Source organism: Brucella thiophenivorans (genome assembly GCF_002252445.1).
Lineage (GTDB): Bacteria > Pseudomonadota > Alphaproteobacteria > Rhizobiales > Rhizobiaceae > Brucella > Brucella thiophenivorans.
In genome coordinates, this window is record NZ_NNRJ01000001.1 from 1 (window position 1) to 24,288 (window position 24,288).

Here is a 24,288-nt window from a genome sequence, read left to right on the forward strand (position 1 = left end):
GAAATCGCTCAACACATTTTGGAACAGGCTCTTAGAGCTTCCTTTCATGACGCTCTATTCTTGCGGGATGATCTGCTTCGGACTTCCCCTTCAAAAGTTCTGTTAGGTAAAACTGACAGGAGACTTAGGCCGTGTGGACGAATTGCCTGAGGTAAAAGCTTTCGGGTTCCAGATTATCACTTGAGGTGATTCATATGTTGTCGACGTGTTTGGTGGTCGGCAATGTGCACCAAGATGGCAGAGAGTGACTATGAACTGGCACTGGAGGTTTTCCGCGCTTGTCTGCCAGCCGTTGGCGCGAAAGCCAAAAATGACCGTCTATTCCTTGAAGCGCTACATTATTTCCAAAACATCTCGTGGCGAGCACTGCCGGAACGGTATGGTAATTGGAACAGCATATGGAAGCGTTTTGACCGCTAGGGGAAAGCAGGTATTTTAGAAGACTATTTCTTCATTTTAGCTGGGCTTGATGAAAGCGCTCATCTGATTGCTATGTTCGACAGCACGAATGGCTGGCGCTATTCCAGTGATCCTTTACAGATCAAACAGGCGGAATATTCCAGAATATTTTGCCGTAGCACTTTATCGAGGCCGCGCACGTATCGAACAAATGATGGGGAAGCTCAAACGTGTCGCTTTACGTTGCGAGAAAACAGCAAGAAACTTCCGATCGATCGTCGCAATCGTAGCGGTTTTCATCTTAATCAAATCCGTCCACACGGCCTAGCAATCCGAAATAGCGGGCGCTTGCCTCCCATGAGATAAGGAGGCGCTGTTCTTAACTCGAAGTTTAAATCAAAAGCCCACCAAAAAATCTGTTAGGTCTACTTTGGCCGCTTGGAAGTTCGCTGTTATTATCTCCGTCCTTTCAAAAAAATTGTTGCCAAATTCAGGTGTTCATTCAGCGTTGCGAGGACAAAGAAAAATCCTCTTCCAAGATTGTCGATCTATGCACCTCTTGACGCGGTTGAAGTTTCGCTTTAATTGTACCGGATATTGTACATATATAGTGCGATACGAAAGGATTGCTGTCATGGATGTAATGACTTACTCGGACGCGCGTGCTCAACTGAAAGACGTGATGGACCGCGCAATCAACGACAAACAGGAAGTCGTCGTGACACGTAAAAATGGTGAGTCCGTCGTTGTGATTTCCTTAGAAACATGGAACGCTGTAAACGAAACGCTTCACCTCTTGTCAACACCGCACAACGCTGCGCGTTTGCGTACTTCAATCGCCCAGCTCGAAGCTGGCAACGGTGAAGAACGAGAGTTGATCAAGTGAAGTTTGTTTTTTCGGAACAAGCTTGGGAAGATTATTTGTACTGGGTTAATACCAATAATAAGATGCGCGAGCGCATCAACGAACTGATCAAACAGTGTCAGAGAACGCCTTTTCAGGGAACTGGTAAACCTGAACCATTAAAGGGTGATTTGACTGGCTGGTGGTCGCGGCGCATCTCTCAAGAAGATCGAATGGTTTATCGTGTCAGTGGAACGGGCGATGCTCAAAGTTTGGAAATTGCGCAGTTGCGGTTTCATTATTAACCTGTGTTTCCAGTAATCACTACAATAGCAGCCTTATCCGACTGGTAGGCGACGAACGAAGCACTCAGGATCTCAAACTGCTCGATCTCGACAGCGTCTTCTGAAAGTCGTGATTGCGTTGGGACTCTAGTCGATCTCTCTTATTAATGCCCGCAGGCGCGAGATTGAAGTGTGAATGAGAAAAATGTGTCATGCAAACGATAAATCGCTCTCTGGCTGGTGCCGATGGCCCAATGAAGGGGTGTCTGCGCTCCCATAACTCTTCTAGCAATACGGGAACGGTAATCTTTCTGGATGAAATCGCACCAATATGATTTTCAAATGACAGGCGGCAGAAACTTCTCTGCCGCCTGTCTGTTTGTTTAAATCAAACCCATATGTGCGAGAATGACATTCTCGATGATGGCTATAAGCCGCTTGCAATCTTCTGGATTTTCATTGCGGATGCAGTAGAGCTCGGTTGCTTGTGTGATGTCGGATCCACCGCCGACACCATAATCCGTATAGCGGTCGATGATATCCTGATTAATGTTCTTGCGTTCAAAATGATCAATGGCATCTTCTGAGTTGCGCCAATCAAGCCAGCTGCACGACGCCAGCCGCTTTTGAAATCCGCGACTGAATTGCTGACGGCTCATGTCGTGGGGGAGGGTCACGGACAGACCGCGCGTTAAGGCGCGAACAGGGCTTTTTTCATGCAGCGTTTCGGGAAGATAAATCTGAAGGGCAGAATAGTTGTCATAACCTTCATCCTGCACCGGCCAGTCACCATCGATCTTGTAGTAAGATCCATACTGGTCTTTGCTCTGCTGCTTGATACGATCCGCAATGCGGCCTTCACCACATTCTCCAACCTTGAAGATTGGAATGCTGAGCTGCCTTTTAAGATCCCTGAGGCCATCGCAGCCGGCGATGTAGATGTGTCGTTTGATGCCAGGCAAAAATTTATCAGAAAACGCTTTGGAATTCAGAACGTCCGCCGTCTCAAGGAGGAGATCATCCCCACCGATCACCGGCCATTGGGTTTGATAGCGGGATGGCGCTTTTGGTGAATGGGGAGACGGCAACAGCAGTTGCTTTTCATCTGCTTTGTTCTGCGCGGCTTTTGACGTGACGGTTTGGTGCGGAGTTTCGGTGTCTGCTGTGTCGTTTGCATGAAAGGCTTCTTTGTCAAAAATGAAATTGTCGGGAAAAGACAGGCTAATGTTCAGTGGGTTTTCGCCCTCAAAGTGAAGCCCGTCGGGGAGGGGCAAGGAAATCTGGGCTTGCCCAAGTTCAATGCGCAGGGTCGCGGATTTTGGTTCACTGCCTGCATCAAATGAGATGGTGAGTTGAATATTGGTATTTCCGGTTGTCATAAATTTCAGTCTTTCTGATTGTCGGTTGAGTAGATGGTTTTGGTGAAAGCTGACGAACCGCGCGCAAAGGCGTGCCGGAAGCAGGGATGCTTCAGACAAAGTTCGATGGATTGCGCGATCAGTCTTTTTGGAAGGGGAGGCGAGCAGGGCTGCTGGCTGAAGGATCAGACGGCGGCCTTGGCTTGTTGCCTCAAAGTGGTCGAACAGCTGAAAGCTTTCGACGAGCCGTCAGACGCAAAGAATGCGAATGACAATTAGCAGTCAGGAATATCTCGAAAAGTTTAAACGGGTTTGGCGCGAGGCCGTTGCCAGACGAGAGCATATTTGCCGTCTGCGTCCTTATCGAGGAGGCGTGCGTAAATCGGCGCGACCCAACTCGGATCATCGAATTTGACAGAGAGATAATTTCTTTCTGTATCCAAGGTCTTCCGGCACCAGGCAGAACCCACGACAAAGCTCTTTTTATAAATATCGTAGTCTGGACTGAATTCTCCTTTCTTTTCACGCGGCCAGAACACCAGATCAATCGTCTGTCCGATCAATTCCATTTGACCGGCAAAGCTGCTGCCGCGCTGATCAAACATTCCTATTATTCGCATTTGATAACTCCTTATAATTTTGAACGAGCGAAAGCCGGGCCCAGCCAAACTGAAACCTAAAACCTTTCCACTCTCATGATGAATAACTGCGCGCTTCTCAGATCTCGTACGCGCTACTCAAACTTTTTTCGGGAAATAAAACCAAAAGAGATCACAGATCGATCTTCTACAAATAAAAAATAATCCGCTATTCAAATGAGTAAAATTCTAAGTCTGGCTGGCTACAAAAAATCCTTTTTCATATTTTCTAAAGCACATTTTCCTCTCGTTGAAATTTCAAAAATGAGCATAATTGAAAACGAGAATAACGGTTCAAATAAATCAAATTGAGAATTCTCATTCACAACGCTTTCTCCCACGCTCGAAATTTTTGCTGAAACTGAAAATCAATCCGCTGTTCAAATGTGTAAAATTCTAAATTAGGTTGGCTATAAAAAAATTCCTTTTCCACATTTTCGAAAACACATAATTCTCTTTTTGAAACTTCAAAAATGAAACAAATCAGAAATAAGGATAACGCTTCAGATAAATAGAAGCTGGGCTTTTCATGCAGACTCATGCATTTCACGCTCAAAATCTTCGATGAATCTTGCCAGAATGTTCGAAATCGAGCTTCTAACATCAGGCACAGTATTTCTTTATCTTTCTAAGTCTTCGCCGCCATTATTTCAGATCCCGGCACACGCAAGTGTGCTGCCGAAGGCAGCGCGGGATTTCGAGGAAGGAAACTCGCAAGAGTTGCATTTTGCGAGTATTGTCGGCAACTAAAAATAGCAAAAGTGATGCTTGCGCCACTTTTGCGGTATTGAGCCCTCTGAATTGAGGAAATCCGCAGAAATCAAGGTTTTTTCCGAAAATGAGCACCTTCAAAACTAAAAATTCCGACGTCGCTTACGTTTTGGAGCCCCAGCGGGGCGTTTGGAGCCGGCTTAGGCTCCCTTTACGCCTGTTTCATGTAAGGTTAGGAGAATAAAATAACTTACATTAACCTTCGTCTTTCGGTCTTTGGTGCGCAAGAATTAGAGATCATACGTTTCATACATTGAAACAGATGTAATCACTTCGTTAGATGGTGCCTTACTAGGACGAACTTATAATACATATGTCAAAGATTGCTATTTTCACTGCAGTTAGTTGAATTAATCAGACATTACCGTATACTATTTTAGCGGATTCTATCAACAATGGGTAGGCGATGAAATTTGCTTTGTATGCTGTTTACGATATGAATAATATGGCGATTATACAGATTAATTGAAAAGTTCAATTTAATTGGTCTAGAATTCGATTACGATATTTATTCTTGTTATATTAGCTTAGTGCTGGCAAGATGAAGCTGTTAGCAGTCTGGATTGAACATACCAGGCACGTTTTTTGCCACGCCACGCAGCATTTGCAGCGCATGTCTGAAACGCCTCGGCAAAATGTTTAGGTCCAAATGTCGTGAAAATTGTAAGAATATTTCCCAGTGTCGGCGGCCCGTTTTTTCATTCTGTGGCATTTAATATGGTGCCAAGGGAGTACAAATGTCTGATCCCGTCGATGACCGCTCAAAGCGAAATGCTCCCGATAATTTTCATAAGACTTTGTCGAAGGCAGAATTTCAACGACGTACTGAAGCTCGCCATAAGCGTCTCGCACAAGCGGTAATAATTAAAGAGAAGGCATATTCGAAAGCGCGCGAGGAATGGCCTGAAAAGATCGCTGCAATTGAAGCGGAGGAAAAATTAATTGCCCAATGGCATGAAAATCACCGCAGAAAAAAGCGGTTTTCCAAACGACGAGATGAAGAAATTTATCCGTGGGGACAAAGAATAAGTCCGACCCGATACAGCGTAATTTTGCAAAAGCGAAGAGAAAAATTACAGCTGCGTTTGGAAACAGTACGTCAGAAATATGAGGACGCAGTTTTAAAATTGCAAAGCCAGATCGGTTCTATTCGTGAGAGTTTTGCATGGCTGGAAAAAAATCCGGCGAAAATAAAAGCCAAGAGAAATCTTTTGAACGGGCATGAATATGCGCACTTCATGTGTACTGATGACAGAGAGCACATTGTCATAAAAAGCGTTCATGTCGAACGAGCGTCGGGTTCATCTAGTGAAGAGATTATATCCGATGATCAAGATGAGTTCGTCGTTTTTGATCCCTGTGAGTGTCGCGGTATTCGTGAATTGGCAGGTGTTCGAGAGCCGGCATTCAGTAGGACGGATGCATTGCTTGGCGGTGGGGTTAGCCAAGCAAACAGTTTTAGGCTGGTTGGCAAGACTGGCGATCATCAATACCTTAAGGGTTCGATCAATTATCATTTCTTTGGCTCCACAGGGGCGCCTGAATCAGGGCAGGTTGCTCCGCGTTTTAACGATGACAATTATCGCCATGATCGACGCGAGATTACTGATAGCTATCTTGAGAACGCATTGACGTCTGGTGCCGTTATGGCGAGACTTGAATCTTTCGCTAAAGCCTCTTTTGAGGGAACTGGTGAGCCGCTGTTATCAGAAAACGGTGAAAGCCTCCCCCAACCATTATGTAGTCGTCGTGCTTATGCACAGCCCGATCTGGCAGGGTTTTATCTTGTCGGTGATATTGTGAGCGACGGTGAACTTAAAGTGCAGCCCGATCTGATTGAACCTGATCAGCAGCCTCACTCCATTCGCTCTAAGTATATTGACCCTCGATCCCCGCCGTTCACATCAAACATTATTCGCAGGCGTTGCAATCCTTCTTCTTGGAAATTTTATAATGACGAGCTTCGGCGAGCATTATTGACGATTGATGCTGGACGCTCGTTTATAATCGAGGGCCCGACGGGAAGTGGCAAGACCGAGATGATTCCGCAGATGGTCAATTATTGTCTATCCAACGGAAAAACAGTGAAAGTCATGGCTGGCACTGACACACTTGATGTCATTGAAAAGCGATGTCACGCTTTCATGACCGAGCGAATTAGAGATACATTTCCAATAGGCTGGGCACGGGAAGAGCGTTATCTCATTTTTGGGCCAAATCCAGGATCTGGGGAGCGATCTGGCGCAGCAGATACTTTTTCTGTCTTAAATAGGCCATTCGTAAAGGGTGATTTTATCAGACCGCCCGGAGATTTAGCGGACGTTCTGATTATCGATGATGCTTCACGGCTTAGCTTTGAGATCAGTTTATATAATTCTCCGTTCCAACTGGTCATTCTTGGAGATCCCGCGCAAATCAACTGCCATAACTCCGTTTTTGATGTTGCGCGTGCATCAGGATTTTCTACGTTGCATTTGCGCAAAAACTATCGTGCGACCAACCGCGATATAATGACTTGGTCGAATATTTTCAGCTACGACAATGGCTTGGATATGCAAGGCCGGGGCAAACGTTTAAGTGAACTGCATTACATGGCTTTGGGAAGCAAACTTAATGGAGTTAATAGAGCTGAGGTTCGCGCATTAGTGAATACCGCTCAGAGGCTATCATCGAAACGAGCAAGTTTGGGTGTTGTCGCCTTTAGCCCAAAGCAGCTCAATGCGATAAAGGCCGCGCTTCAAAAAGCAGGAATGAGGGAACTGGCGTTCGTTGGTTTGCCGGAAGATGTTCAAGGCATGCAGGCAGATTACGTTCTCGTTTCGTTAAATGTGGCATTAACGCCAACCGGTCGGCTTCCACTGGAAATTGAGGGCCTTGAAGATGAGCAATGCATCGCAAAAATGAACGTTGCTCTTTCACGGGCAAGGTGGACAACAAATATTTTCTCCGGTCTTTTGGCTACCGACATTGATTTGCGCACAGCAACAGATGCGCAAGCGCTAATAGCCTCTGTTCTTCAGACTTTTGAACAATTACCCACGCAGAATATGCTGACGAGATCGCAGGACTATTGGTTTCAGTAGAAAATTGTTGATCGTCCCGGCGAAAGGTCAACGTCAAGTTGGTGATATGGGCGATAGCTACTCAAGCGTGGTGCCACGGCCTTCTTAAGTTCGAGGACTGCACCAGGAATGAAGCTTTTGTAAAAGCCCTTCGATTGTGTTTTACCAAAATTGTGCCATGATGTTTAGGAGCGGATGAAGCCCCCGCTTTAAAAGCCGCTCGGCCCTGCTGCGCCCCCGCGCGCAGGGCTTTTTTTGTCACTACGTAAAGTAGTCTTAATCGCGTCTGTGGACGAGATACACCGCTAGCAATCCGGGAATGCCCGCGGTTGTGGTACCGGTTTGGGCCACTGTGCTCTCCATGGTATCGCATACTAAATTTTTACCCTCTGGTAAAAAGCTGCAGAAATTTTGTTGCTAGGGGATAGCGTCTAACTGTGTCCAGCGTAAACGGTAGTGGGCTTACAGCTTGAACATGAAGCGCGTATCGTGTGGAATGATCGGCTCATGTCACGCAGCAATTGATGAAAATTCTCATTTCTGCCGGAGTTGGCCTTGTCTGGTTTCGTCCATACGTGTGCGAACGCTTGCGATGAAATCGTCACTGGCTTTCAACAGCGCTTCAAATCGCCTGTCACGGATGTAATTGCATAATCGATTGTTGATAAAGCCGCCGCCGAAGACCGCCACGAACAGCCCGAATTTATTGACCGGCGTGCCGACGTAATAGGCCCATGCGATTGAAATGGCGATGGCGATTGGCACAAAGCAGGCGAACCAATAAAGGACGTTGACCGGTTTGTGGATTGGATAGCCACTCAGTATTGATCTGGTATTGGTGTCTTTATTGTAAAACATCAGATCGATATCGTTTTTCCCTTTAATGCGCGATCCACCAACCGCAATCAGTGCCACCTGGTGTCCTGGTCGCATGGGCATGTCACGATGCATGCGAACATGATGTTCCTGACCATTTTCTTGTTTAAACCAGACGTCACGCACCACTTTGACTTCTGATGAGATCGAATGCGAGCCGCTGCCGCGACCGTCGTTGACACTGACATTGGTATGGCCGCTGATATGCGTGTCGCTGCGCTGATCGGTGGCGACAATGGTTCCGGTAATGGCCATGAAGTGATAGACTCCGCTGCCAATTTTGGTGTCTTCGGTGATAATCATACAGATCAAATCCTTTGGTCGTTGTGAATTAGGATGAGTGAAAGTTTTTGAGTGCAGATCGGCCTACGGCAGCGCGGGACCGCTGACTGATTTGCCGTTTTTGTTGGGAGCGATGCTGCACGGTTTCGGAGAATGTTGCTAACCAGCCGTCCCCTGTCACGAGACCGTGGAAGAGGGCTTCGCCACATGCACGTGGTGCAACTGGCCCCGGTTATTCGAAAATTAAAAAGTCTTCCGCTTTAATATCGGCGCTGTTGAAATCAAACATCGATGTGTCTTCGTAACGATGGGGCGCGTCTACCCCAATGATGCGATCAATGATTTCATCGATCTGCTTCTTGTCCAAAAACTTGGTATTGATAATGTTGATCCCGATATAGCCATGGCGAGTGAGCACATAGACATTTTGCTCAAAATAGCGCAGCACCACACTGCCATTATCAATGACCATCTGTGTCTTGAAAGAAATGCGCGGATTGGCATGCTCGGTTGTAAAAGCTGGCGGTTCAATCAACGCAATTTTGGTGTTCATTCCATCAATGGTTTCGTCGCCAATTATTTCCTGTCGATTTTTGATGAGTTCAGGCAGCAGCGTCTTCTCGACAAAGGATTTGGAAAGATATCCGGCTTTCACCTCTTTGGAGATTGTGATGAATTCCGTGATGTTTTCTGGATTAACAAGGATGATCTCAAGCGGCGGGCAAGACGAGAACATGTCCATCTCCACCAAAAACCGGCAGGCTTGCGTGTCACTCTTACTCATCAGGTAATTTTTAAAGCCGAACGGGTCGAGTGGATCCACCCTAACAGGCAACCTTTTGTTGGCTCGACTGGGCCGATCGCCCGGTAGTCCCAAGTCCATTATATTGCGTCTTTCCGGCAGGACAACGCTGTTGATTGATCCCCAATCAGTTGTATGAGGCAGAGATTGCGGCGCAAAACCTTCTTTCAAAACGCCTCTTACATTATCAATGTGTTGCGCAAAGCTGGGCGTAGTCGCACCGCTCAAAAGCATAGCTAGAATAACCAGGATGCGGGCGGCGAATGTTTGTACGGTCATTGTAACCTCATGAGCATGGTTGTGGAGGAAGGCGAATGGATCAACGGATTTGCAGACGCACGAAACCATCCAGGCAATCGGACTTTCCGATAGCTGTTCAAAGGCTCGGAGCGAAGTGAAAAGAGACGAGGTATCTACGCCGGTAATGGCAAGCGTAAAATGCTGCCTCAGGCAGTCAGCAAAAAAGGTGGTGCACCTTGAAGATTAACGCTGAGATCCTGCCAGCGCGCGCAAAAGCGCATAGCTCGGCGCTTGATTGCTGGCGTTGGGTTGATGATGAAAAATGTTCGCGCACTATAGGCATTCGCGCGAATAGCGAATGCGTTCGGACCAAACTGGTCGAGCCAGTGTTGAACTTCCTCATCGTGGCCGCCTGCTCGCATTGAATTGGGGTGGTAGATGATGGCGGTTCGGCCTTTAGCCAGCGCTTTGGATTCTTCCAAAGTTATGCGAAGGGCATGATCGGCACGCATCGGCTTGCCATTTTCGATCAAACCCATTTCCGGATCCGCAAAGATCAGATTGCAGTCACGTAAGTCGGCAAGGACGCCTTCAAACCATGCTCGGCGATAACTAACGCGTTGCGTCCAGTGCACGCGTTCATATTCAAGAGGCCGAGATGAGTGAATGGCATTGATAACCCTTGATCGTTGCAATGCAGGCACGGAACGCCGGCCGGAACGCACGAGTGAATGCAATGCATCAAAAACTTCTGGATCTAGCTGTCGCCACCGATCGGGTAAGTCGAGATACCCGGTCTGCAGGCCAGCACTTGGTCGCCCACTGTCAGGCACCAAATACCAGGCGATGCCAAGGCGATAGCCATCCGACAAGGCCCGCAGCAGCGATAGTTTCAGATAACAGCCAATCTCACCAACACGCTGATGTCTCATGACAAGCCCACCTCAGCAGAATCACGGGTTCTGAGGTCCGGTATCGTTACCGCAGCTCGCGCTTTAGATGCAGTGATGAATGACTTCAGCGCGGCAAGACATGCCATTGGTAAAGAACCAGGGCGCAAACAATGGCGCAAAACAAAAGCAGCGACGTTGATGCGCACCAAAAGGGTGTGATCTTTGTTAAAATGCATGCTTGTGTTCATGACTGCCCCTTACGCTTGCAAAAGGGGCAGAAAACCAGAGCTTGGAAAAATGCCGAAAGGCTTGTTTCGCTGCCGGTTTCCAGGAGCATCCGCGGGACGCCCCCGCTTCATATGCTCATTGACCCCTTGGTGATCGGGGAGTTGGAAAATCGTACTTGACGATCCCTGTGGCCTTTAGCCGGAGGCCTGTTGCATACGCCACAGGCTCCCCGACCATAAGGTCAAAGAGTGTGATGCCGTAACGGCCAGCATCAAACCGCAAGTAAGAGGTTTCCACGCCCCAAGGCAGATGCGTGTCTGCCTCAAGGAGAACGTTATGCGCAAAGACGATGAAGATGCAAGTCAAGAAAAGCGGTGGTGATTCAAAAACGTCATCAGTTGCGTAACAAATGTGATCAGCAAGGGGCATGAAACGTGGTTTGTCAGCAGACAACACTCTTTCAAATTCTGAGAGGCAGTTTGGAAGGCTGTAGGAAATTCAGGAAATCTACGTGTCAGGAAGATGGAAATATACCATTCGACCCCATGAGTACGACGTTAAATATCACGTCGTTTCTATCGCCATCGATACACCAAGGTTTTGAATCAATGACGGTCGACTGATTCAAAACATTCATTGGATATTGTCTGAACGATGAATCACGCTCTTGTGTATGACCAACAAAACTTTCATGCACGTCGATCTGCAGCGCCGAAACCCGTCTCAAAACATGGCCCGCTTTTATGGCTTGTCTGTTCAGCCAGATCTGCTTGGCGTCTGGGTCTTAACGCGCAACTGGGGGCGTATAGGCAGTTTTGGCCAGTCAAAGTGTCAATCATTTGATAGTTCGCAAGATGCCTATGCTGCGTTAGATCGCTTACATCGTCAAAAAATAAAACGGGGCTATACGCCAGTCTGATCAAGCGGTCTTTGATATGCGATAATCCTGTGCCTAATTCGTGTTGGGCTGACACTGCTGCGAACACTTCAAATTTTCTCATTACCGAATTACCTCGACGAGTTAGATCGGGTGACAGAACATTACCGGCATGGCGCCATCGCAACAAGTGTGCTAATGTGGGTTTGTGAAATTGTACGGAGATCGCCCATGAGCCGCCTGACGATTGATATTTCCGATAAGCAGCATCAGAGCCTGAAGGCCCTTGCTGCCTTGCAAGGAAAAACCATTAAACAATATGCTTTAGAGCGGTTGTTTCCGGGTGACAACGATGCCGACAAAGCCTGGCAGGAATTAAGAGCCATAGTGGAAACCCGGGTCGAAGAAGGACTTTCGGGAAAAGTATCGAATAAGACTATTCTTGAGATTCTCGATGAAGAACTGATCGAAGGTCGCTCTTGAAAAACTATTTTCTGACCGCGAAAGCCGAAGCTGATTTGAGAAGTATTATTCGGTATACACGAAAAGAGTGGGGAGATACGCAAACCCGTCGCTATATCGACAAACTGGAACAGGGGATTGTGAGTCTCACTGATGTTAAAAGTGCGTCTAAAGATATGGGCGATCTGTATCCAAATTTGCGGATGAAAAAGTGCGAACACCATTATGTTTTTTGTCTGGCCCGGAAAAACGAACCATCGCTTATCATTGCGATTTTTCATGAGCGGATGGATCTTATGATCCGATTGGCAGACAGGCTTCGTGATGGCAGTTAAAATGTTCAATAGCCGTTTTGTGCGGCGATCAACTTTGAAGTTCATTGATACCTGCTGGAATTCGAAGATTGTTATGGTTTGAAGAAAAGCTTGCTCGACTTCAGCTTGACGAATGGTTCAACAATCAGCAGTGGCTCGCGTAAGCTGTTTTGCAGTTCCGCAGAGATCATAGTTCCATAATAACAATTATGCCATCCAGAGTTATAACGGGGGTGGGTTCTAGTTTGAAGTGCGACTTGCAAATGATAACAATGAGTTATCCAATGCAAGGAACCTGTCATGGACCGCACCTATTCGCATATTGATCTGGATGAACGCCGCAGAATAGCACGCTGGCGCACTGCAAAGCTTTCCGTTAATGTTATTGCTGAGAAGCTTGGAAGGCACCGATCGACCATTTTTCGTGAACTCAAACGCAATCAGTTTAACGATGATGAGATCAAGGATTTAAACGGCTATTACTGCACGATTGCAGATCAGAAATCCCGCGAACGGCGTTCAAAACAGCGCAAGATGATCCGGTTTGAACAGCTTCGTGAATCTGTGATCCAGCACATCAACGATGGATGGTCGCCGCAACAGATTGCCGGGAGAATGCGGTTGGAACGCCATCCAATCTCTGTCAGTCATGAAACGATTTATCAGTTTGTGTATTCCGCTGATGGTCGCAAAGAAGAGCTTTGGAAATATCTGCCGGAACGTCGCGCCAAACGACGCCCACGTCATGCCCGGCGTCATCATGGACGCCGCTTTCCCCCAGAACTGAGCATCCTTTATCGTCCGGACATGGTTGCCAGGCGCAAGCAGTTCGGCCATTGGGAGGGCGACACTATCCAGTTTCGCAAGAGGTTTGGCAACGCCAATGTAACGTCTCTGGTCGAGCGGGTGAGCCGCTTCACGGTTTTGTTGCGCAATAATGATCGTCAATCAAAGCCGTTAATGGAAGGTGTGATTAGAGCACTCCAGCCCCTGCCCCAAATGGCCCGCCGATCGATTACGTTTGATCGTGGTACTGAGTTTACAGAGTGGTCCTATCTGCAGAATGGGATAGGGTCGCAAATCTGGTTCTGTGATCCCCAGTCCCCCTGGCAGAAAGGCACTGTTGAGAATACCAACAGACGCACAAGACGTTGGCTTCCCCGAGACCTTGATCCGCTAACCCTCAGTGATCGAGACCTCGCATTCATCTGTCATCGTCTCAACAATACGCCACGCAAATGTCTGGGGTACAAAACGCCTGCAGAAGTCTTTCGGCAGAAACTCTTCGCAAACAGACATCGTTTTGCGTAAACTCAAACCGAAAAGTCGCGCTTCAGCCTGACCTCACACTGATGAAAGATGTGTGTCGAACACCTTTGCTTGCACCGTGTTTCGCGGATATCCATCCAAGATGAAACCGAAAGCACAATCTGCCGCGCTTAGCCGCTCAGCTACGATCCGGTTCACGATCTCGTCCGAAACCAGTAGCCCCGCCTCCATCGCCGACTTGGCCTCGACCCCCATCTCAGTCGCAGCGGCTACAGCAGTCCTGAGCATGTCACCAGTGGACAACTGGGGTACTCCATACTTTGAAGATAGTCGCTGCGCCTGCGTTCCCTTTCCTGCCCCGGGTGGACCGATTAAGATAAGTCTCATCGCGAAGTGCTCCATTCTTATGACTGTTTCGGATCCGTTCTGGATCGACAAATTATACTGAACCGTGTGAGGATGCTGAAGAGACGAGTCGGATCGGGACCAAAACACCTGGTTCAAAACTGTTCGACATGATGTCTCCGAACGACGCTATTTAGGAGTTCATGAATTGGCCAGCGCTGCGATACAACATGTAGGCCGCCACCACAAAGATCAGAGTTGCGAATAGGCTGTTCAATATGCCCTTGCGTTGTGACAGGTGCTTGGCCAAAGATGCTCCCGCGAGCCCTCCGACGACGCCTCCGCCGATGAATATAGCCGCTAGAATCCATTCGACGTATCCGGAGTACGCATAGTTCAATGCGGTGGTCAGTCCAAAAGCCGTTACCGCAACGAGAGAGGAACCGATGGCGAAGAGGATCGGCATGCCGGTCGACGCAATCAGGCCGGGGACAATAAGAAAACCGCCGCCAATGCCGAAGAAACCCGAAAATATCCCGGTCAGGCTGCCGTATCCGGCAACTTTGTGAATGTTTTCCCGCGAGCACTGGGCGCCGGGATTGCCTTCCGCGCCGCGTTTACGAAACATCAGAACGCCAACAACAAGCATTAGAATGGCAAAAAGCAAAAGCAACCTCTGACCGTCAATCAACTTGCCAATGCTCGAACCGATCAATGCCCCGAAAATACCAGCGACGCTGTAGATCCCGGCGCAGCGCCATTTAACGCTACCCAAACGCCAATGACCGACGAGATTGGCGAACGCATTGGCTGCAACCGCAAAAGCACTGGTACCGATCGCAACATGTGTGCTTGGAACGCCTACCACGTAAACCATCAGCGGCACGGCCAGGATCGAACCGCCGCCTCCGAACATCCCCAGCGTGAAACCCACCAGACCACCGGAGAGGGCTCCGAGACCATATTGTACCGGTTCAAGATCCATGATCGTGTTCCACCGCCGCTAGGAAACTTTTTCCTTGATGTCCGGAGAGGCTAGCCATTCGCGGCCCTTGAGCATGCCGTGCCAATAGATCCGTGGCAGGGCCTCAGACTTCAGGTACCAGGCGAGACTGGAAGGTTTTGTGCCGTCAATCACCCAGGAGGGGAAAGTCGGCAACAACTTTCCGCCATACCCGAATTCCGCCAGTACTATCTTTCCACGCTCGACGGTCAAAGGGCACGAGCCATATCCGTCATACGCTGCCCGAAGATTCCGGCCGTCGAGAGTAGCCAAAACGTTCTCTGCAACAATTGGCGCCTGCTTGCGCGCCGCTGCAGCGGTTTTCGCATTTGTTGTGCCAGCTGCGTCACCGAGCGAGAAGACATTTGAGTACCGCTTATGCTGGAGGCTTGTTTCGTCGACGTCAATCCAGCCGGTTTGGTTTGCAAGAGGACTTGCACGGACAAAGTCTGGGGCGGTCTGAGGCGGGCAAACGTGTAAAATGTCAAAACCACGCGTTTCTTCGACAACGGAACCATCGGCGCCCACGCGTGCAAATCGCGCCTCCTTCTTCGAGCCAGCAACCGCGACGAGTCTGGAGCCGAATTGAAGATCCGCGCGGTATTTCTTGATGTACTCCATCAGCACAGGTACATAGTCCTTGACGCCGAAGAGAACCGGCCCGGCATTGTGGAATTCGATCGAGATGTCATTGATGCGTCCGCTTCTAAACCAGTGATCGCCAGAAAGATACAGCGCCTTTTGTGGTGCGCCAGCACATTTGATCGGCATGGGCGGCTGTGTGAAAAGCGCCTTACCTCCTTGGAGGTTCTTTACCAGCGACCAAGTATAGGGTGCGGTATCATAGCGATAATTGGAGGTGACTCCATTGCGGCCGAGTGTTTCTTCAAGGCCCTCTATTGCCGCCCAGTCGAGCTTGATGCCTGGAGCTGCCACCAGTATGCGATAATCAATACGTCGCCCATTCGACAAGCGAACGCAATTGTGGTCCGGATCAAATTCCGCAACCGCCGTCTTTACCCAGGTTACGTGTGCGGGCATCACCGCCGCCATGGAGCGCACCGTATCTTCGGGTTTGAATATTCCACCACCGACCATAGTCCATCCAGGTTGGTAGGCATGGCGTTCGGCAGGGTCGGCAATGATTATGTTTAGGCCATGTCGACGTTTCAACAGGCTTGCGGCAGTGGCAATGCCCGCGGCGCCCGCGCCGACGATGAGAACATCGCAAGCCGATGCGACTTTTGGATCGTTTGCAATGATCCTAGACTCCAGGCGAAGGCGAAGTTTTTGAAGATCGTATCCTGCCGCCTTGGCTGCGCCCAACACGGCATCTGAGCCCTCTCTGTGAGCTTGGGATAATGCCCACAGGCTGGCTGCCCGCGTGCCAGATCGGCAGAAGGCTAACACCGGCTTTGGCAAATCCCTCATCGCTTCATCGAAGAGTGCGACGTCGCGATCGCGAATTTCGGAAGTCAGGACGGGGATGTGTCTAACTTCTAACCCTGCTGCCTTAGCCACCGAAGCTATGCTGTCAGCGTCAGGCTGGAGGGCTTCCTCTCCATCCGGACGGGTGGATATTATTGACTTGAATCCGAGGCGCACAAGCTCGCCTACATCTTCAATCCCTATTTGTGGCGAAACGCTCATGCGATCGTCGATCTTTCGAATGTCCATGACGCTTTCCTCCTTCAGTAAACCCGACGCGACGCGCTGTAACGGGTCAAGACGATGTGACAGGCGCGGATGCCGTTGAGCATGTTCACCTTGCGTTTAATGTTTTGCCTGCCTGCTCTTATGATCAGACATCGATCCGTCATCGCAGTCTATAATTACGCATTAATCGTAAACAATGGATCGCTTCGATGTCTTGGCCAAACCGTCGAGTTTTCCTCAGGCTTCTCAAAAGGCGCTTTCGCGTTGCAGGACAGAGAAGCGAAAAGTGTTGGGACATGACGTTTTCCCAGCGAGAGCCAATGAAATACATATTTACAATAAGAGTGCAACTATATATTCAATTAGATGGCGCATGCGTTCCTGCTTTAAGACGGGTGTGAGCTCCCGCATTGGAAAGGCTGGATGATGAATACAGTAAATGACGCACTAGTTCAGACACCTCCCAGCCTCAGGATTAACGATCGAGCTCCGGGCTTCACAGCCCGTTCGACCGCGGGCGAGGTCTCGCTTGCGGGTTATCGGGGCCGCTGGCTGTTGTTATTTTCGCACCCGGCGGACTTCACGTCTGTTTGCACGAGTGAGTTCATCGCTTTTTCAAGGGCCAGGGAGAAGTTCTCGGCTGTGAATTGTGAGCTAATGGGGTTGTCGGTTGATAGTCTTTATTCACATGTGGCCTGGCTGCGCGATATCGAACGCAGTTTTGGCGTCAGGGTTGAGTTTCCGTTGATCGAGGATTCGGCGATGGTGATCGCCACAGCGTACGGCATGCTGGACGCTTCATCCGAAAACAGTAGTACCGTCCGTGCGACTTACGTAATCGACCCTGAAGGCATTGTGCGAGCGATCGTCTGGTATCCAATGAACGTCGGACGGTCGGTTGACGAACTTCTTCGCCTTGTACAAGCATTGCAAACCTCCGAGAAGGTCGGCGCTCTTGCGCCGGAGGACTGGAGACCCGGGCAACCATTGGTGGAACCGGCCGCCTCGTCCCTCGACGAGGCAGCTCAGACGGCCGAGGGTCAAACCTGGTACCATAGGGAGCGGCGGGCGTGAGCAAAGTGATACCCAGGTCGAAAGCAATGCTGGAAAAATCCATTGGGGCTGCCGAGTTTATGCGCCTGTTCGGCACACCAAGCCGGCTTATGCTGTTGTGGCATATCGCTCAGCAAGAGCGGTCGGTTGGTGAAATCCAAGATGACCTCGACTTCAAGCAACCGGCACTTTCCCAGCAGCTCGCGGAGCTTCGTCAGGCAGGCGTCGTCCGCACGCGGCGCGCATCGCGCCAAATATACTATTCGATTGCAGACGGTCGGGTGGGCATCGTTATGGATATGCTCAGGCTCATGTTTTGCGATCCGGAGCAGGATGGGCGCGCAGGCGGTCAGGCTGTGACGGACTTGTATCAGCCCGGACCGGTCCCGATGATCAGGTCGACCTTTCCAGGTGAGATGGCGCGGTGGGCGCGTTTGGAACCCGCAGAATAAGGAGACCCAGCATGTCACACGCGCCTATCGTCAAATCCTTCTGGGATAAAACTACTGGCAGCTGGCAGTACGTGTTCTACGATGCGTCCACAATGAAGGGCGCGATCATCGATCCGGTTTTGGGCTATGACGCGCTGGCAGGCGCGGTCGACACAACTCGCGCGGACGAAATCCTGGCTTATATTGCGATTACGGGTATCCAGATCGTTTGGATCCTCGACACACATCCTCACGCTGACCATTTTTCTGCGGCACCGTATCTTAAAGCGAAGCTGAATGCGCCGATGGCAACCGGCGAACACGTGACCAAGGTTCAAGCGTTATGGAAGGATATCTATCATCTTAGCGATGAGTTCTGCACCGATGGTTCCCAGTGGGATCGACTGTTCAGGGATGGTGAGACGTTCGAGGTGGGCCGGATTTCGGTAACGGTTCTGTTTTCGCCCGGCCATACCATGGCGTCGATTACCTATGTGGCAGGTAACGCCGCCTTCGTGCACGACACATTGATGATGCCAGATAGTGGTTCAAGCCGCGCAGATTTCCCCGGGGGAAGCTCACGCGAGCTCTACCGCAGCATACGACGCATTCTTGAACTGCCTTCAGATACCAGGATCTTTGTCGGCCATGACTACGCACCAGGAGGCAGGGCGCAAATGTGTGAGGCCAGTGTTGCCGACCACCTCGCCCATAACAAACATTTCTTGGGATCACCGAGTGAGGATGACTTTATAAAGGTTCGTGACGCGCGCGACGCTACGTTGCCGTTACCGAAGCTTATGCTCGCCGCTTTACAGGTCAACATTCGTGGGGGACACGTTCCGGAGCCTGAGAGCAATGGACGGTCGTATCTGAAAATCCCGCTCGGGTACTTTCAGCCGCGCAACGATGGTCCTGAATGAGTGTTAGTTGCCTACCATCGCGAGCGGCTGTGTCGTAAAATTTTCAGTCAGTTAACTGCATGCTTATCCTTGGGCACACTGTGCTGCGAGGCCCGCAAAGACCTGAAATGGCGAACGGTTGTCGTTAGCGAATTGGTCCTTGCGGATCATGTGGGCTACTTCGATCCCTGCGATGGTAGTCGAGGCGGCGGAATGGAATGCCTTGAAGGCCATCATTGGTTTGGTGATCCGTTTGATAAAGCGGTGGTCTTGCTCAAGGATATTAGTGAGGTATTTTAACTGCCTGATTTCGATGGTATCACCTGTTCCAGTGAATTTCAGGATCGTTTTAACAGCTTGAAAGCCAGCCAGATTGGCGCCGCTTCTGTAAATGACAACCCTCTCGGGAACGCCGTTAGTTGCAATGGCCTTCTTGAAGAAACGCCGCGCCGCGGCCAGATCCCGGCGCTCGGACAGCATGAAATCAAGCGTTTGGCCACCGCGGTCAACAGTCCGATAAAGATAAGTCCATCGCCTTTTCACCTTGATATAGGTCTCGTCAACGCGCCAGGAACTGGCCGTGCGGCCTTTTCGTATCTGAGCTTGCTCCGCAATCTGCGGTGAGTAGCGAACCACCCATCGGTTTGGAGTTGCATGATCAACCGAGAGTCCTCGTTCATCAAGGATCTCCTGCAGTTCACGATATGAAACTGGGTAGCGAGCGTAAAGGAAGACCGCATGCAGGATCACGCTTTTGGAAAAATATGCGCCTTTGAAATCGACCGTGATCCGCTTCCGCCGCACTAAATTCCTACATAGTTTCACGTGATAACTCATCAGATGTGAAAAAATTGCGACACAACCGTTTTGATGATCGCATCCGCGAACTCGTTAACGATATCGCGGAGTTGCTTGAGATCATGGAACCTTTGTTGTTATCAGCACGGCAAAAGCTGCACGATTCATTCACGGTACTCTACAGCAAGCTCTTGACGATCGTGCTTGAGGACAGGGCATGCAACGGTTAATGACAATCCCTAGCGTCGGCCCACAGGAGCAAAAGCCTATCTGCCGCAGTAACGGTTGCAATACCTTGAAAGGAATCGAACCGCTACAACAGCCGGCCAAAAGCCTAGGCCGTGTGGACGGATTTGATTAAGATGAAAACCGCTGCGATTGCGACGATTGATCGGAAGTTTCTTGCTGTTTTCTCGCAAAGTAAAGCGACACGTTTGAACCGTTTGAGCTTCCCCATCATTTGTTCGATACGTGCGCGGCCTCGATAAAGTGCTACGGCAAAATGTTTTGGAATATTCCGCCTGTTTGATCTGTAAGGGATCACTGGAATAGCGCCAGCCATTGGCGCAGTCTCTCGATTGTCATCGCTATCATAACCCTTATCAGCAATGATAGCGCGGTGCGTGATTTGAGGACCTGTTTCCATGAGGCTTTTAAACTGTTTGCTATCGGACGCTTCACCACCGGTCAGTTCAAACCCAAGGGGCTGACCATTTCGGTCGGTTTTCAGATGGATTTTGGTACCAAACCCTCCACGCGAACGCCCGAGCGCTTGGCCTTCCTGCCCCCTTTTGCACCGGCTGCCGAAACATGGGCGCGAATGACGGTGCTATCGAACATAGCAATCAGATGAGCGCTTTCATCAAGCCCAGCTAAAATGGAGAAATAGTCTTCGAAAATACCTGCTTTCCCCAAGCGGTCAAAACGCTTCCATATGCTGTTCCAATTACCATACCGTTCCGGCAGTGCTCGCCACGAGATGTTGTGGAGGGTGAAATAATGTAGCGCTTCAAGGAATAGACGGTCATTTTTGGCTTTCGCGCCAACGGCTGGCAGACAAGCGCGGAAAACCTCCAGTGCCAGTTCATAGTCACTCTCTGCCATCTTGGTGCACATTGCCGACCACCAAACACGTCGACAACATATGAATCACCTCAAGTGATAATCTGGAACCCCAAAACTTATACCTGAGTCAATTCGTCCACACGGCCTAGGCTCAGGACCCATTGATTTTAGAGTTATGAACTGATTCAGTTTCGCTTGAGGAGACTGATCGATGAGTAATCTATACTGGCTGAGTGAAGGACAAATGGCACGCCTTCGTCCCTTTTTTCCCAAGAGCCATGGACGTCCACGCGTTGATGATAGGCATGTCTTGAGTGGAATTATCTTCATTCTTCGCAATGGGTTACGGTGGTGTGATGCTCCTCGGGAATACGGGTCCTGTAAAACGCTCTATAATCGTTGGAACCGTTGGTGTCACAAGGGGATATTTGCTCATATATTGGAAGGCCTGTCTTCCAAGTCGTCGGTCGGCAGGACCGGATGATGGATGCGACCTATTTAAAAGCACACCGCACGGCTTCAAGCCTACGGTTAAAAAAGGGGCGACGGACGCCTGATCGGTCGGACGAAAGGTGGCATGAATACCAAATTGCACGCCGTCACCGATACGCAAGGGCGTCCCATCAGGTTACACGTTACGGCGGGACAAATCAGCGACTATACCGGAGCTGCAGTCTTAATCGAGACGTTACCGAAGGTCGACTGGCTTCCTGCTGACAGAGGCTATGATGCTGACTGGTTCAGAAAACAGTTAAAAGACAAAGAGATAAAGCCGTGCATCCCGGGGCGCAAAAACCGCAAGAAGGCTATCAAGTATGACAAACATCGATACAAGCGGCGCAATCGTATCGAAATTATGTTTGGCAAACTGAAAGACTGGCGAAGAATTGCCACCCGTTATGATCACTGCCCGATCGTGTTCCGCGCAGCAATAGATCTCGCAGCAGCCGTTATATTCTGGCTCGGCAAGGAATGAGTCCTGAGCCTAAGGTGAGTGAGACGGTCGAGCAGAGCAATCGTCATGTTCGCATCGCCGAAGACGGGAAGCGAAATCTCGCGACCAGGGAAGCTGACTGCGCACCCTTTCCGCGCCTGGCGGACCGATAAAACAAGATTCATTAGAAGCCCCCCTACCTTATCTTAGAGAACCGCTCAATTTATGGCTGATCCACCACTACCCCATCCGAGACACCAGCGCTTGCCGCTGTTCAAATTTTACGAATAAACGAGAGCATTATCTCACGACATAAGTCAGGTTTTTCGATCTGGAGCAAATGCCCTGCTCCTTCTACTCCATGATATTCGTAGCATCCCTCTTGCGCCAACGCCTCGTTAGCAGGTCCTGTAGGTGGCCCCTTGGCTCGAGAAGGATCCGCGCCAACTAAAAGTGTTGGCACCCCTAGTTCGCTTGCAGCCGGCCAAAGATCAAGCGTTAGAGCTCCAAGATATATGGCCGACTCCAGTTCGCGGCGACAGGACAATTCGAAACCGCCTTCACCCAGCGGGCGTAGCACGGCCTCTGCCATGTCGCGCCGAGCCTGCGGCTGCCAGCGGGCGCTGGCGCGCGCTTCGGAATATTGTGCTTCAAGCTCATCAATTGAAGCAAATCGGTCCTGTCTATCGGCGGCCCACGCAATAAGCTTGAGCTCAAACTCGCGCATAGGCTCATACAGATGATGTCCCCTCGGCGGGACGCTCGGCGGATCAAACAGCACCAGCGCATCGAACGGCGAGCCAAACTGCACGGCATTCTTCATCGCCGAACGTGCTGACATGGAATGGAAAATCCCGACGGACCTCGCCGCACCGATGCGGCCGACGACGCCCTCGTGAATCGAAGTGATGTCAAGGGCGAATTGACCGTAATTGTGGCCGTCGGCGCCCGTTGCGACATTGCGACCATGGTTGCGCATATCGAACAGGACGACATCGTAGTCATCCAGAAGTGGCTCCCAGAAAATCCTGTAGCCGTCGACGGCAAAACCGTTGCCATGTGTAATGTACAGGCGTAGCGCCCCCGGGCGGGCATAATGGCGGATGACGATCTCTGCGCCATCGGACATAGGAACCGAAAAAACGTCAGGCTTCATAGCAGTATATCCATTCATTCAGCAAGACAGGCCCTGGTTTGGCCAGTACAATGCTGGGCTTAAGCATCAGGGTGCCGTTCAAGCCACGATTCGATCGCGGCCAATACTGCGGCTGGATTCTCCAACGCGCTGATATGACCCGCATCGGGAATGACAACGTGTTCGCCCCGCGGGATCTTTCGGGCACCTTCGGCAAGGAAATGCGGTGGAGCGCCTTTGTCTTTATCACCCCCCAGCAGCAGCGTTGGAACAGGTATGCGATGCAGGTCGAGACCGTACGAGAGTGTTTTTAGTGCCTCACAGCAACCTTCATGCCCCGCCAGACTTGTGGTACGGATCATCTCGCGCACGCGGTCCAGCACTGGGGGATTTGCCGCGAGGGTTTCGGGTGTAAACCAGCGTTCAATCGTCGATTCTACCACACCCTCCATGCCGTAAATACGCGCCTTGTCGATGCGGGATTGAAAATATGCTGCGTATTCGGGTGGAGCATCGGGCCTGGAGTCACAGGCGATAATAGTGTGCAGCCGGTCTGGATGGTGGACGCCCAGCCCATAGCCAATCATACCGCCGATCGACAGGCCGATCCAGTGACTGCGCTTTACGCCCAGTTCGCCCCAGATCCCGAGTACATCATCGATAAGCATAGGGAAATCATAGGGGCCTGCAACGACTTCGCTCAGTCCATGGCCGCGCTGATCGTAGCGGAGCACCCGGTAACGGGTCGACAAGGCTAACGCGATCTCGTCCCAAAGGGTCAAGTTGTTGGCGAGCGCGTGAGATAGGGTAACCCACGGGGCCCCTTCGGGCCCCTCGATATCACAGTTGAAGTCTACGCCGTTGGAGCGGACGATCATGGCCTGCACCTTTCTACTTATCTTCAGCGACATATTTCAGCGCTTCGGTGATTTTGAGCTCGACCAAGACATTCTCCGCTTCGGATTCCTCGCAAAGCGTCGAGCGATGAGCAATCCCCTTAGGAATCAGCATCATATCGCCTGGGCGTAAAATACGGACACCCATTTCCGTTTCCCAGCGCAGCGCACCCTTGACGCAAAAGATGATTTCGTGCGCATCGGCGTTGCGGTGCCAGAAGCCCATGTCTTCCTTGCTGCGCTTGGACAGATCGATCTTGACCGTGGTCGAATCGTACATGCGCAGCGGCTTGCCATCGGCAAGGCCGTAGTTCGATGGCTGAAATCTCTCGTCGAAGATATTGAAGACGCGAAGTGCCTCCGCGAATTCCAGTACCCCTCCATTGATCATGGGGGACGTGTCGCGCTGCAAAACGACATTTTTTCCATCGACAGTGATTACTTCGCGGGTTGGTTGATCAGACATTTGGT

General features: G+C 50.3%; 24 protein-coding genes and 3 pseudogenes. 12 read left to right on the forward strand and 15 right to left on the reverse strand.

Annotation, left to right across the window (positions count from 1 at the left end):
* Positions 1-234 precede the first annotated feature (234 nt).
* The 3 genes from CEV31_RS00005 (at position 235) to CEV31_RS00015 (ending at position 1,548) form a co-directional block, all read left to right on the forward strand.
* Positions 235-420 (forward strand): transposase, encoded by a 186-nt coding sequence (locus CEV31_RS00005; protein ID WP_169717286.1) that lies wholly within the window; start codon positions 235-237, stop codon positions 418-420.
* A gap of 613 nt (positions 421-1,033) precedes the next feature.
* Complete coding sequence (locus tag CEV31_RS00010) at positions 1,034-1,285, forward strand: type II toxin-antitoxin system Phd/YefM family antitoxin (protein WP_094504875.1); 252 nt, start codon at positions 1,034-1,036, stop codon at positions 1,283-1,285.
* Positions 1,282-1,548, forward strand: a complete 267-nt coding sequence (locus CEV31_RS00015; protein WP_094504876.1) for a Txe/YoeB family addiction module toxin — start codon at positions 1,282-1,284, stop codon at positions 1,546-1,548. Before CEV31_RS00010 ends, CEV31_RS00015 begins: the two co-directional genes overlap by 4 nt.
* A 362-nt stretch (positions 1,549-1,910) precedes the next feature.
* Here the strand turns inward: CEV31_RS00015 and CEV31_RS00020 are convergent, their stop codons facing one another.
* Positions 1,911-2,906, reverse strand: coding sequence for a hypothetical protein (locus CEV31_RS00020; RefSeq protein WP_094504877.1), 996 nt, complete (start codon positions 2,904-2,906; stop codon positions 1,911-1,913).
* 281 nt (positions 2,907-3,187) lie between these two features.
* Positions 3,188-3,505: a DUF736 domain-containing protein gene (locus CEV31_RS00030; RefSeq protein WP_094504879.1), complete on the reverse strand. Its 318-nt coding sequence runs from the start codon at positions 3,503-3,505 to the stop codon at positions 3,188-3,190.
* A gap of 1,526 nt (positions 3,506-5,031) precedes the next feature.
* On the opposite strand from CEV31_RS00030, the gene CEV31_RS00045 reads away from it, so the two are divergent.
* Complete coding sequence (locus CEV31_RS00045; protein ID WP_094504882.1) at positions 5,032-7,377, forward strand: DEAD/DEAH box helicase family protein; 2,346 nt, start codon at positions 5,032-5,034, stop codon at positions 7,375-7,377.
* Positions 7,378-7,890: 513 nt separating this feature from the next.
* Here CEV31_RS00045 and CEV31_RS00050 read toward each other — a convergent pair.
* The 4 genes from CEV31_RS00050 to CEV31_RS00065 all read right to left on the reverse strand — a co-directional run bounded on the left by CEV31_RS00050 (position 7,891) and on the right by CEV31_RS00065 (position 10,697).
* Positions 7,891-8,535, reverse strand: a complete 645-nt coding sequence (locus CEV31_RS00050; RefSeq protein WP_094504883.1) for a hypothetical protein — start codon at positions 8,533-8,535, stop codon at positions 7,891-7,893.
* Positions 8,536-8,746: 211 nt separating this feature from the next.
* Entirely contained in the window at positions 8,747-9,595 is an 849-nt protein-coding gene (locus CEV31_RS20815) for a hypothetical protein (protein ID WP_143850880.1), read from the reverse strand.
* A 167-nt stretch (positions 9,596-9,762) separates the two neighbouring features.
* Positions 9,763-10,488 carry a hypothetical protein gene (locus CEV31_RS00060; RefSeq protein WP_094504885.1) on the reverse strand — a complete coding sequence of 242 codons (726 nt, stop codon included), beginning with the start codon at positions 10,486-10,488 and terminating at the stop codon, positions 9,763-9,765.
* Entirely contained in the window at positions 10,485-10,697 is a 213-nt protein-coding gene (locus tag CEV31_RS00065) for a hypothetical protein (protein WP_094504886.1), read from the reverse strand. The genes CEV31_RS00060 and CEV31_RS00065 overlap by 4 nt, the downstream gene beginning before the upstream one ends.
* A gap of 671 nt (positions 10,698-11,368) precedes the next feature.
* On the opposite strand from CEV31_RS00065, the gene CEV31_RS00075 reads away from it, so the two are divergent.
* The 4 genes from CEV31_RS00075 (at position 11,369) to CEV31_RS00090 (ending at position 13,641) form a co-directional block, all read left to right on the forward strand.
* The gene (locus CEV31_RS00075; RefSeq protein WP_328587680.1) at positions 11,369-11,596 is read left to right on the forward strand and encodes a WGR domain-containing protein; all 228 of its coding nucleotides are present in this window, start codon (positions 11,369-11,371) and stop codon (positions 11,594-11,596) included.
* A 189-nt stretch (positions 11,597-11,785) separates the two neighbouring features.
* Positions 11,786-12,037, forward strand: coding sequence for an antitoxin (locus CEV31_RS00080; RefSeq protein WP_094504889.1), 252 nt, complete (start codon positions 11,786-11,788; stop codon positions 12,035-12,037).
* Positions 12,034-12,351, forward strand: a complete 318-nt coding sequence (locus CEV31_RS00085; protein WP_094504890.1) for a type II toxin-antitoxin system RelE/ParE family toxin — start codon at positions 12,034-12,036, stop codon at positions 12,349-12,351. The genes CEV31_RS00080 and CEV31_RS00085 overlap by 4 nt, the downstream gene beginning before the upstream one ends.
* Before the next feature lie 279 nt (positions 12,352-12,630).
* Complete coding sequence (locus tag CEV31_RS00090) at positions 12,631-13,641, forward strand: IS30 family transposase (RefSeq protein ID WP_094504891.1); 1,011 nt, start codon at positions 12,631-12,633, stop codon at positions 13,639-13,641.
* A gap of 45 nt (positions 13,642-13,686) precedes the next feature.
* Here CEV31_RS00090 and CEV31_RS00095 read toward each other — a convergent pair.
* From CEV31_RS00095 to CEV31_RS00105, 3 genes and pseudogenes are all read right to left on the reverse strand, one after another.
* Positions 13,687-13,986: pseudogene (locus CEV31_RS00095) on the reverse strand (adenylate kinase family protein); the annotation flags it as partial.
* 151 nt (positions 13,987-14,137) lie between these two features.
* Complete coding sequence (locus CEV31_RS00100) at positions 14,138-14,929, reverse strand: sulfite exporter TauE/SafE family protein (RefSeq protein WP_094504892.1); 792 nt, start codon at positions 14,927-14,929, stop codon at positions 14,138-14,140.
* 18 nt (positions 14,930-14,947) lie between these two features.
* Positions 14,948-16,624, reverse strand: a complete 1,677-nt coding sequence (locus CEV31_RS00105) for a bifunctional protein tyrosine phosphatase family protein/NAD(P)/FAD-dependent oxidoreductase (protein WP_094504893.1) — start codon at positions 16,622-16,624, stop codon at positions 14,948-14,950.
* 402 nt (positions 16,625-17,026) lie between these two features.
* On the opposite strand from CEV31_RS00105, the gene CEV31_RS00110 reads away from it, so the two are divergent.
* Genes CEV31_RS00110 through CEV31_RS00120 form a run of 3 tightly spaced genes read left to right on the forward strand, consistent with a single transcriptional unit; the run spans position 17,027 to position 19,010 of the window.
* Positions 17,027-17,677 (forward strand): peroxiredoxin, encoded by a 651-nt coding sequence (locus tag CEV31_RS00110; RefSeq protein WP_235817998.1) that lies wholly within the window; start codon positions 17,027-17,029, stop codon positions 17,675-17,677.
* On the forward strand, positions 17,674-18,108 hold the full coding sequence (locus tag CEV31_RS00115; protein ID WP_235817999.1) for an ArsR/SmtB family transcription factor: 435 nt from the start codon (positions 17,674-17,676) through the stop codon (positions 18,106-18,108). The genes CEV31_RS00110 and CEV31_RS00115 overlap by 4 nt, the downstream gene beginning before the upstream one ends.
* Before the next feature lie 11 nt (positions 18,109-18,119).
* On the forward strand, positions 18,120-19,010 hold the full coding sequence (locus tag CEV31_RS00120; protein WP_094504895.1) for an MBL fold metallo-hydrolase: 891 nt from the start codon (positions 18,120-18,122) through the stop codon (positions 19,008-19,010).
* Between the two features lie 63 nt (positions 19,011-19,073).
* Here the strand turns inward: CEV31_RS00120 and CEV31_RS00125 are convergent, their stop codons facing one another.
* The 3 genes and pseudogenes from CEV31_RS00125 to CEV31_RS00140 all read right to left on the reverse strand — a co-directional run bounded on the left by CEV31_RS00125 (position 19,074) and on the right by CEV31_RS00140 (position 20,903).
* Positions 19,074-19,826 (reverse strand): IS6 family transposase, encoded by a 753-nt coding sequence (locus CEV31_RS00125; protein ID WP_094504896.1) that lies wholly within the window; start codon positions 19,824-19,826, stop codon positions 19,074-19,076.
* A gap of 295 nt (positions 19,827-20,121) precedes the next feature.
* Positions 20,122-20,532: pseudogene (locus CEV31_RS21515) on the reverse strand (IS5 family transposase); the annotation flags it as partial.
* Positions 20,514-20,903 carry a transposase gene (locus CEV31_RS00140; RefSeq protein WP_094504899.1) on the reverse strand — a complete coding sequence of 130 codons (390 nt, stop codon included), beginning with the start codon at positions 20,901-20,903 and terminating at the stop codon, positions 20,514-20,516. The gene CEV31_RS00140 and the pseudogene CEV31_RS21515, both read right to left, overlap by 19 nt.
* Positions 20,904-21,063: 160 nt before the next feature.
* Here CEV31_RS00140 and CEV31_RS00145 point away from each other — a divergent pair.
* Positions 21,064-21,828 (forward strand): annotated as a pseudogene (locus CEV31_RS00145) (IS5 family transposase).
* Between the two features lie 232 nt (positions 21,829-22,060).
* On the opposite strand, the gene CEV31_RS00150 reads toward CEV31_RS00145, so the two are convergent.
* The 3 genes from CEV31_RS00150 to CEV31_RS00160 are packed head-to-tail and all read right to left on the reverse strand — an operon-like array spanning position 22,061 to position 24,283.
* Positions 22,061-22,942 (reverse strand): alpha/beta fold hydrolase, encoded by an 882-nt coding sequence (locus CEV31_RS00150; protein ID WP_169717288.1) that lies wholly within the window; start codon positions 22,940-22,942, stop codon positions 22,061-22,063.
* Between the two features lie 59 nt (positions 22,943-23,001).
* On the reverse strand, positions 23,002-23,832 hold the full coding sequence (locus CEV31_RS00155) for an alpha/beta fold hydrolase (protein ID WP_094504901.1): 831 nt from the start codon (positions 23,830-23,832) through the stop codon (positions 23,002-23,004).
* Positions 23,813-24,283 carry a cupin domain-containing protein gene (locus tag CEV31_RS00160; RefSeq protein WP_169717290.1) on the reverse strand — a complete coding sequence of 157 codons (471 nt, stop codon included), beginning with the start codon at positions 24,281-24,283 and terminating at the stop codon, positions 23,813-23,815. The genes CEV31_RS00155 and CEV31_RS00160 overlap by 20 nt, the downstream gene beginning before the upstream one ends.
* Positions 24,284-24,288 lie beyond the last annotated feature (5 nt).

Coding starts and splice junctions, on each gene's coding strand:
- CEV31_RS00010 (WP_094504875.1), top strand. CDS start 1,034: ATGGATGTAATGACTTACTCGGACGCGCGTGCTCAACTGAAAGACGTG.
- CEV31_RS00020 (WP_094504877.1), bottom strand. CDS start 2,906: ATGACAACCGGAAATACCAATATTCAACTCACCATCTCATTTGATGCA.
- CEV31_RS00080 (WP_094504889.1), top strand. CDS start 11,786: ATGAGCCGCCTGACGATTGATATTTCCGATAAGCAGCATCAGAGCCTG.
- CEV31_RS00155 (WP_094504901.1), bottom strand. CDS start 23,832: ATGTCGCTGAAGATAAGTAGAAAGGTGCAGGCCATGATCGTCCGCTCC.
- CEV31_RS00090 (WP_094504891.1), top strand. CDS start 12,631: ATGGACCGCACCTATTCGCATATTGATCTGGATGAACGCCGCAGAATA.
- CEV31_RS00100 (WP_094504892.1), bottom strand. CDS start 14,929: ATGGATCTTGAACCGGTACAATATGGTCTCGGAGCCCTCTCCGGTGGT.
- CEV31_RS00125 (WP_094504896.1), bottom strand. CDS start 19,826: ATGAGTTATCACGTGAAACTATGTAGGAATTTAGTGCGGCGGAAGCGG.
- CEV31_RS00030 (WP_094504879.1), bottom strand. CDS start 3,505: ATGCGAATAATAGGAATGTTTGATCAGCGCGGCAGCAGCTTTGCCGGT.
- CEV31_RS00120 (WP_094504895.1), top strand. CDS start 18,120: ATGTCACACGCGCCTATCGTCAAATCCTTCTGGGATAAAACTACTGGC.
- CEV31_RS00060 (WP_094504885.1), bottom strand. CDS start 10,488: ATGAGACATCAGCGTGTTGGTGAGATTGGCTGTTATCTGAAACTATCG.
- CEV31_RS00105 (WP_094504893.1), bottom strand. CDS start 16,624: ATGGACATTCGAAAGATCGACGATCGCATGAGCGTTTCGCCACAAATA.
- CEV31_RS20815 (WP_143850880.1), bottom strand. CDS start 9,595: ATGACCGTACAAACATTCGCCGCCCGCATCCTGGTTATTCTAGCTATG.
- CEV31_RS00050 (WP_094504883.1), bottom strand. CDS start 8,535: ATGATTATCACCGAAGACACCAAAATTGGCAGCGGAGTCTATCACTTC.
- CEV31_RS00075 (WP_328587680.1), top strand. CDS start 11,369: ATGCACGTCGATCTGCAGCGCCGAAACCCGTCTCAAAACATGGCCCGC.
- CEV31_RS00140 (WP_094504899.1), bottom strand. CDS start 20,903: ATGTGCACCAAGATGGCAGAGAGTGACTATGAACTGGCACTGGAGGTT.
- CEV31_RS00005 (WP_169717286.1), top strand. CDS start 235: ATGGCAGAGAGTGACTATGAACTGGCACTGGAGGTTTTCCGCGCTTGT.
- CEV31_RS00110 (WP_235817998.1), top strand. CDS start 17,027: ATGATGAATACAGTAAATGACGCACTAGTTCAGACACCTCCCAGCCTC.
- CEV31_RS00150 (WP_169717288.1), bottom strand. CDS start 22,942: ATGAAGCCTGACGTTTTTTCGGTTCCTATGTCCGATGGCGCAGAGATC.
- CEV31_RS00160 (WP_169717290.1), bottom strand. CDS start 24,283: ATGTCTGATCAACCAACCCGCGAAGTAATCACTGTCGATGGAAAAAAT.
- CEV31_RS00065 (WP_094504886.1), bottom strand. CDS start 10,697: ATGAACACAAGCATGCATTTTAACAAAGATCACACCCTTTTGGTGCGC.
- CEV31_RS00045 (WP_094504882.1), top strand. CDS start 5,032: ATGTCTGATCCCGTCGATGACCGCTCAAAGCGAAATGCTCCCGATAAT.